The organism is Actinomadura sp. KC216 (genome assembly GCF_004348535.1).
In the GTDB taxonomy this organism is placed as follows: Bacteria; Actinomycetota; Actinomycetes; order Streptosporangiales; family Streptosporangiaceae; genus Spirillospora.
In genome coordinates this window covers 1-6582 of record NZ_SMJX01000408.1, presented here as the reverse complement: position 1 = coordinate 6582, position 6582 = coordinate 1, and the positions used below count along the sequence as shown (strand labels likewise).

Genomic DNA, 6582 nt, shown 5'->3' with positions numbered 1-6582 from the left:
GAGGACGGTGGGTAGGCCACAGTCGACGTGCCAGGACGTACGGTCAAGGGAGTTGGAGCGCATGCAGGAGGTTTGGCCCGGGGACCCCTATCCGCTGGGCGCCACCTGGGACGGCACCGGCACGAACTTCGCTCTGTTCTCCGAGGTGGCGGACCGCGTCGAGCTGTGCCTGTTCGACGTCGACGGGCAGGAGACGCGGCTGGCGCTTCCCGAGGTGGACGGGTTCGTCTGGCACGGCTACCTGCCGGGCATCAGCCCTGGACAGCGGTACGGGTACCGCGTGCACGGGCCGTTCGAGCCGCGCGAGGGACATCGCTGCAACCCGGCCAAGCTGCTGCTCGACCCGTACGGCAAGGCGATCGAGGGCGAGGTCCGCTGGCACGAGTCGCTGTTCTCGTACCGGTTCGCCGATCCCGACGTCCTGAACGAGGACGACAGCGCCCCCCACATGCCGAAGAACGTCGTCATCAACCCCTTCTTCGACTGGGGGGACGACCGGCCGCCGCGCGTCCCGTACCACGAGAGCGTCATCTACGAGGCGCACGTCAAGGGCCTGACGAAGCTGCACCCCGGCATCCCGGAGGAGCAGCGCGGCACGTACGCGGGCCTCGCGCACCCGGTGATGATCGACCATCTGCTCGACCTCGGCGTGACGGCCGTGGAGCTGATGCCGGTGCACCAGTCGATCCCCGAGCACGCGCTGGTGGCGCGGGGCCTCGGCAACTACTGGGGCTACAACACGATCGGGTTCTTCGCGCCGCACAACGCCTACGGGTCGTCCGGGCAGCGCGGGGAGCAGGTGCTGGAGTTCAAGGCGATGGTCCGCGCCCTGCACGAGGCGGGCATCGAGGTCATCCTGGACGTCGTCTACAACCACACCGCCGAGGGCGACCACCTCGGCCCGACGCTGTCGTTCCGCGGCATCGACAACGCGTCCTACTACCGGCTCCGCGACGACGACAAGCGCTACCACCTCGACTACACCGGCTGCGGGAACTCGCTGAACGTCCGCAACCCGCACGCGCTGCAGCTGATCATGGACTCGCTGCGGTACTGGATCCTGGAGATGCACGTCGACGGGTTCCGCTTCGACCTGGCGTCCGCGCTGGCCCGCGAGCTGCACGACGTGGACCGGCTCGCCGCGTTCTTCGACCTCGTCCAGCAGGACCCGGTGGTGTCGCAGGTGAAGCTGATCGCCGAGCCGTGGGACGTCGGCGAGGGCGGCTACCAGGTCGGCAACTTCCCGCCGCTGTGGACGGAGTGGAACGGCAAGTACCGCGACACCGTCCGCGACTTCTGGCGCGGGTCGTACGCGACGATGCCGGAGTTCGCGTCCCGGCTGACCGGGTCGTCGGACCTGTACGAGCACAGCGCGCGGCGGCCGTTCGCGTCCATCAACTTCGTGACCTGCCACGACGGGTTCACGCTGACCGACCTCGTCTCCTACGACCACAAGCACAACGACGCCAACGGCGAGGACAACCGGGACGGCACCGACGACAACAGGTCGTGGAACTGCGGCGCCGAAGGCCCGACCCGGGATCCCGCCGTCCTCGACCTGCGCGCCCGCCAGCGCCGCAACTTCCTGGCGACCCTGTTCCTCTCCCAGGGCGTGCCGATGCTCTCCCACGGCGACGAGCTGGGCCGGACGCAGCAGGGCAACAACAACGCCTATTGCCAGGACAACGAGATCGCCTGGGTCCGCTGGGAAGACTCCGGCGACACCGAGTTCGTCCGGACCCTGTCGCAGCTGCGGCACGACCATCCGGTGTTCCGGCGCCGCCGGTTCTTCACCGGGACGGGCACCGGCGCGGCCGCCGACATCGCGTGGCTGACCCCGGCCGGCGAGAGCATGACCGACCACGACTGGAACGTCGGGTTCGCCAAGTCCCTCGGCGTGTTCCTCAACGGCGACGCGATCACCGAACCCGACCCGCGCGGCCGCCGCGTCCGCGACGACTCGTTCCTCCTGCTGATCAACGCGGGCGGCGGGCCGGTGGAGTTCACGCTGCCCGGCGGCGAGTACGGCGAGCGCTGGGAGTTCGCCCTCGACACCGCCGAGCCCGGCACCGTGGGCGAGCGCCCCCGCGTCAAGGCCCGCGACACCGTCCCCCTCACGGGCCGCTCCCTGACCCTCCTCCGCCGGGTCCCCTAGGCCCCGGTGATCTCCATGACGGTGAGGAAGACGAGCACGAACGTCGTCACGGCCACGCCGCCGTGGACGGCGACGGCCGCCGCCGGGAAGGCCTGTTCCGTACCGCGGGCATGGCGCCCGCCGCGCCCCACGAGCCAGCGCGTGAACAGCATGAACCCCTGGAGAATGACGACCAGCAGCGCCGCGAACGCGCCCCAGGCGTAGGCGGCGCGGCCGGTGGCCACGTAGAGGATCCACACGGCGAGGCCGCCGATCGCGGCCAGCGGATGGCCGACCACGATCAGGATCGGGAAGCGCGTCACCTTCGTCGAGGCTCCCCCGTGCGCCATCCAGATGATCAGCAGGTAGCCGCCCGCCACGGCGGCGAGGATCCACGCGGCAAGCGCGGCGAACTCCACCCCCGGCTCCTTCCATGCAATTCTCAAACCCCGTCCCCCGCCTCAGTGTCGCCTTTTCAGCGGCCCGCCATGACGGATTCGTACAGATTGCTGCACGGACGGTCAGCATCGCTGTGCAGTAGCTTGGGGGTCCTATGCGAGCCCTCACTCCGGACGCCGGTGACGTCGACCTCGCCGAGCGGTACGCCTACCCGCCCGAAGGCACCTGGCTGCGGGCCAACATGGTCGCCAGCCTGGACGGCGCGGCGCAGCGCGACGAGCGCAGCGGCGGCCTCGGCAGCCCCACCGACCAGCACCTGTTCCTGCTGCTGCGCGGGCTCGCCGACGTCGTCATCGTCGGCGCCGGCACGGTGCGCGCCGAAGGCTACGGGCCGGTCTCGCCGAGCGAGGGCTGGGACGGGGTCCGGGACGGGCGGTCTTCCGTCCCGCCGCTGGCGATCGTCTCCCGCACCCTCGACCTCGCCTTCGACGCGCCGATCTTCACCGCGGCGAAGGCGAGGACGATCGTGCTGACGACCGCGTCCGCCGCCCCGGCGCGGCTGGAGACCGCGCGGGAGCGCGCCGACGTGATCGTCGCCGGGACGGATTCGCTCGACTTCCCCGCCGCCTTCGCGGAGCTCGCGGCGCGCGGCCACCGGCGCCTCCTGTGCGAGGGCGGTCCGGGCGTCCTGGGGCAGGTGGTGGCGGCCGGGCTGCTGGACGAGCTGTGCCTCACCCTGAGCCCGCTGCTGCTCGGCGGGAACCCGACGCGGATCCTGAACGGGCCGCCGGTGGCCGTCCCGCCGGAGCTGGCCCTCGCCCACGCGCTGCTGGACGACGACTTCCTCTTCCTCCGCTACACCCGCAGCCGGTAGCGGAGGAACAGCACGCCTTCGTCCAGGTAGAGGGCTGCCGGGTCGAGCGGCACCTCGGCGTCCATGTCGTGCAGAAGGCGGGTGTGGCGGGGGCTGCCCAGAAGCGTCGGGGCGATGTTGAGGCACAGCTCGTCGACGAGGGACGCGCGGATCAGCGCGGTCGCCAGCGCCGGCCCTCCTTCGCAGAGCAGGCGCTCGTGACCGAGCCCTTCGCGGAGCTCTCGCACTGCGTCCGGCAGGTCGACGTCGTCCTCGCCCGCGGCGACCACCTGGATCCCGCTCGGAACGCGGCTCCTGCTGGCGCGCGACGTGACGACGACGGTCGGCGTCTCGGCCTCGGTGAACAGCGGGAGCGTCCAGTCGAGGTCGGCGGAACGGCTGACCACCACGATGGGCGCGGGCGGCCCGCCGCGGCGCGCGCGCAGTTCGCGGCGTAGCCGGGCGGGGCCGAGGCGTCCCGTCCGGACGGTCCCGGCGCCGACGAGGATCGCGCCGGCGAGGGCCCGCAGCGTCCGGAAGACGCGGAAGTCGGCGTCGCCGCCGAGGCCGCCGGTCCAGCCGTCGGCGTCGGTGACGGACCCGTCGGCGCTCATCACCATGCCGAGCCGCAGCCCCGGCGCGTCGCCGTAGGCGTCGTACGGATCGACGCCGTCGACGGCGGGCTCGGGCAGCAGACGGCGCATGACCTGCAGGTTATCGGACGGTCCTTTCCACCCCCCGCCGTGTCCTTTTGTCGGTCCGGGGGCGCACTATAGGGGGATGGACCTGCCGATCAGTCCGCCGCTGTCGCCGATGCTGGCCAAGGCGGTCAAGACCATGCCCAAGGGCGACCTGCTGTACGAGCCGAAGTGGGACGGCTTCCGCTGCATCGTGTTCCGCGACGGCGACGAGGTGGAGCTGTCCAGCCGGGGCGAGCGGCCGCTGACCCGCTACTTCCCCGAGCTGGTCGAGGCGGTGAGGCGCGAGCTGCCCGAGCGGTGCGTGGTCGACGGCGAGATCGTCCTGCCGCGCGGGACCCGCCTGGACTTCGAGGCCCTCCAGCAGCGCATCCATCCGGCCGCGTCGCGGGTCACGCTGCTGGCCGAGGAGACCCCGGCGTCGTTCGTCGCGTTCGACCTGCTGGCGGTCGGCGACGAGTCGCTGATGGAGCTGCCGCTCGGCGAGCGGCGGCAGCGGCTGGTCGACACGCTGTCCGGGGTGGGCGCGCCGATCCACGTGACGCCCGCGTCCGACTCCTACGAGCTGGCGCTGCGCTGGTTCGACGAGTTCGAGGGAGCCGGGCTCGACGGCGTCATCGCCAAGCCGCGCGACGTCCCGTACGAGCCCGACAAGCGGGTGCTGTTCAAGGTCAAGCACGAGCGGACGGCCGACTGCGTGGTGGCGGGCTTCCGCTGGCACAAGTCCGGCCCGATCGTGGGGTCGCTGCTGCTCGGCCTCTACAACGACAAGGGGCATCTCCAGCATGTGGGGGTCGCGGCGTCGTTCACGATGAAGCGCCGCGCCGAGCTGGTGGAGGAGCTCCAGCCGTACCGGTTGGAGGACCTCTCGGAGCATCCGTGGGCGGAGTGGGCGAGCCAGTCCGAGGCGACCGTCGACCGGATGCCGGGCGCGATCTCCCGCTGGACGGGCAAGAAGGACCTCAGCTGGGTGCCGCTGCGTCCCGACCTGGTGGTCGAGGTCGCCTACGAGGCGATGGAGGGCGACCGGTTCCGGCACACGGCCCGCTTCCGGAACTGGCGGCCCGACCGCACGCCCGAGTCGTGCACCTACGAGCAGTTGGAGGTCCCGGTCGCCTACGACCTGGCCGACATCCTCTCCGGCGAGGCCACCAGCCCGCGCGTCGACCGCTGACCGCTCGGGGCGCCCGGGCCGGGCGGCTGGGCGGCTGGGCGGCCGGGACGCGTGGGTCGTCGTCCCGGCCGCGCCGCCCCCGTGCGAGATGGTCTAGGGGCGCTGGGTCTCGTTCTCGATGGTCTGGCGGATCAGCTCGTCGTCCGAGCGAGAACGCGCGGCTCCTTTCGGGGCGTCGTAGGGGCGCAGGTAGGTCTGCTTGACGCCGGGCACACGGTCCTCGATGACGAACGTCGCCTTGGTGGACGCCTGCGCGTCGTGCGTCCGGACGGTCGGCAGCGTCTTGAAGTCGGCCTTCATCTCGTCCTTGTCGATCTTCGTGAGGACGTAGCCGCGCTGGTTGTTGTAGAACCGCAGATGCTTGTTGATCTTGAGGAAGGGGTGGTCGGCGGGGTCGGAGTCGGCCCCGTCGCCGCCGCTGGTGACGGACGAGCACACCAGCTCCGACCCGACCGTCTTCGAGGCGGGGTCGTCGTAGTCGGCCTTGAGGTCGCTCGCCCAGTGGGCGTGGACGTCGCCGGTGAGCACGACGGGGTTGCGGACCTTGGCGTCCAGCCAGCCCTTGGTGATCCGGTCGCGGGACGCGGCGTAGCCGTCCCAGGAGTCCATCGACGTCTTCTTGACGGGCCCGTCGGTGTTGTCGCGCTGCGCGAAGAACACCTGCTGGCCGAGGACGTCCCATTGGGCGCGGGAGCGGCGGAAGCCGTCGAGCAGCCAGCGCTCCTGCCGGTCGCCGGTGATGGAGCGCTTCGGGTCGAGCGCGTCGGGGCAGTCCTTGTAGCCGTCGCCGCAGGCCTGGTCGTCGCGGAACTGGCGGGTGTCGAGCATGTGGAAGGTGGCGAGCCGGCCCCAGGAGACGCGCCGGTAGACCTGGATGTCGGGGCCGCGCGGGATGGAGCGGCGGCGCAGCGGCATGTTCTCGTAGTACGCCTGGAACGCGGCGGCGCGGCGGGCGCGGAACGCCTCGGGCGACGGGGTGTCGGAGTTGTTCTCGGGGACGTCGTCGGCCCAGTTGTTCTCGACCTCGTGGTCGTCGAACACGACGAGCCACGGCGCCGACCCGTGCGCGGCCTGCAGATCGCGGTCGGACTTGTACTGGGCGTGCCGCTGCCGGTAGGTCGCCAGCGTGACCGTCTCGGGGCCCTCGTGGTCGCGGACGTTGCCGCCCGGGATGGTGTAGACGCCCTTCTTGTACTCGTACTGGTAGTCGCCGAGGTGCAGGACCAGGTCGGGGTTCTCCTCGGCGAGCCGCCGGTACGCGGTGAAGTAGCCGTGCTCGAACTGCGAACAGGACACGAAGGCCATCGCGAGGGCGGGGCCGTAG

At 71.4% G+C, this 6582-nt stretch carries 6 protein-coding genes; 3 read left to right on the top strand and 3 right to left on the bottom strand.

Translation table 11 applies throughout. From position 1 onward, the window contains the following. Positions 1–61 precede the first annotated feature (61 nt). Positions 62–2155, top strand: coding sequence for a glycogen debranching protein GlgX (glgX, locus tag E1264_RS38565; RefSeq protein ID WP_132181854.1), 2094 nt, complete (start codon positions 62–64; stop codon positions 2153–2155). On the opposite strand, the gene E1264_RS38560 is transcribed toward glgX, so the two are convergent. Continuing rightward, entirely contained in the window at positions 2152–2553 is a 402-nt protein-coding gene (locus E1264_RS38560) for a hypothetical protein (protein WP_132181852.1), read from the bottom strand. The two genes, glgX and E1264_RS38560, sit on opposite strands and share 4 nt — an antisense overlap. 134 nt (positions 2554–2687) lie before the next feature. Here E1264_RS38560 and E1264_RS38555 point away from each other — a divergent pair, with 134 nt between their 5' ends. Then, entirely contained in the window at positions 2688–3407 is a 720-nt protein-coding gene (locus E1264_RS38555; RefSeq protein ID WP_132181850.1) for a pyrimidine reductase family protein, read from the top strand. Here the strand turns inward: E1264_RS38555 and E1264_RS38550 are convergent. Further along, a complete protein-coding gene (locus tag E1264_RS38550) occupies positions 3389–4090 on the bottom strand; it encodes a dihydrofolate reductase family protein (RefSeq protein ID WP_132181848.1) in 702 nt (233 codons plus the stop codon). The genes E1264_RS38555 and E1264_RS38550 overlap by 19 nt on opposite strands. A gap of 76 nt (positions 4091–4166) precedes the next feature. On the opposite strand from E1264_RS38550, the gene E1264_RS38545 reads away from it, so the two are divergent. Beyond that, complete coding sequence (locus tag E1264_RS38545; protein WP_132181846.1) at positions 4167–5258, top strand: ATP-dependent DNA ligase; 1092 nt, start codon at positions 4167–4169, stop codon at positions 5256–5258. A 93-nt stretch (positions 5259–5351) separates the two neighbouring features. Here E1264_RS38545 and E1264_RS38540 read toward each other — a convergent pair. After that, a partial coding sequence (locus tag E1264_RS38540; RefSeq protein WP_132181844.1) for an alkaline phosphatase D family protein occupies positions 5352–6582 on the bottom strand: 1231 nt, incomplete at its 5' end.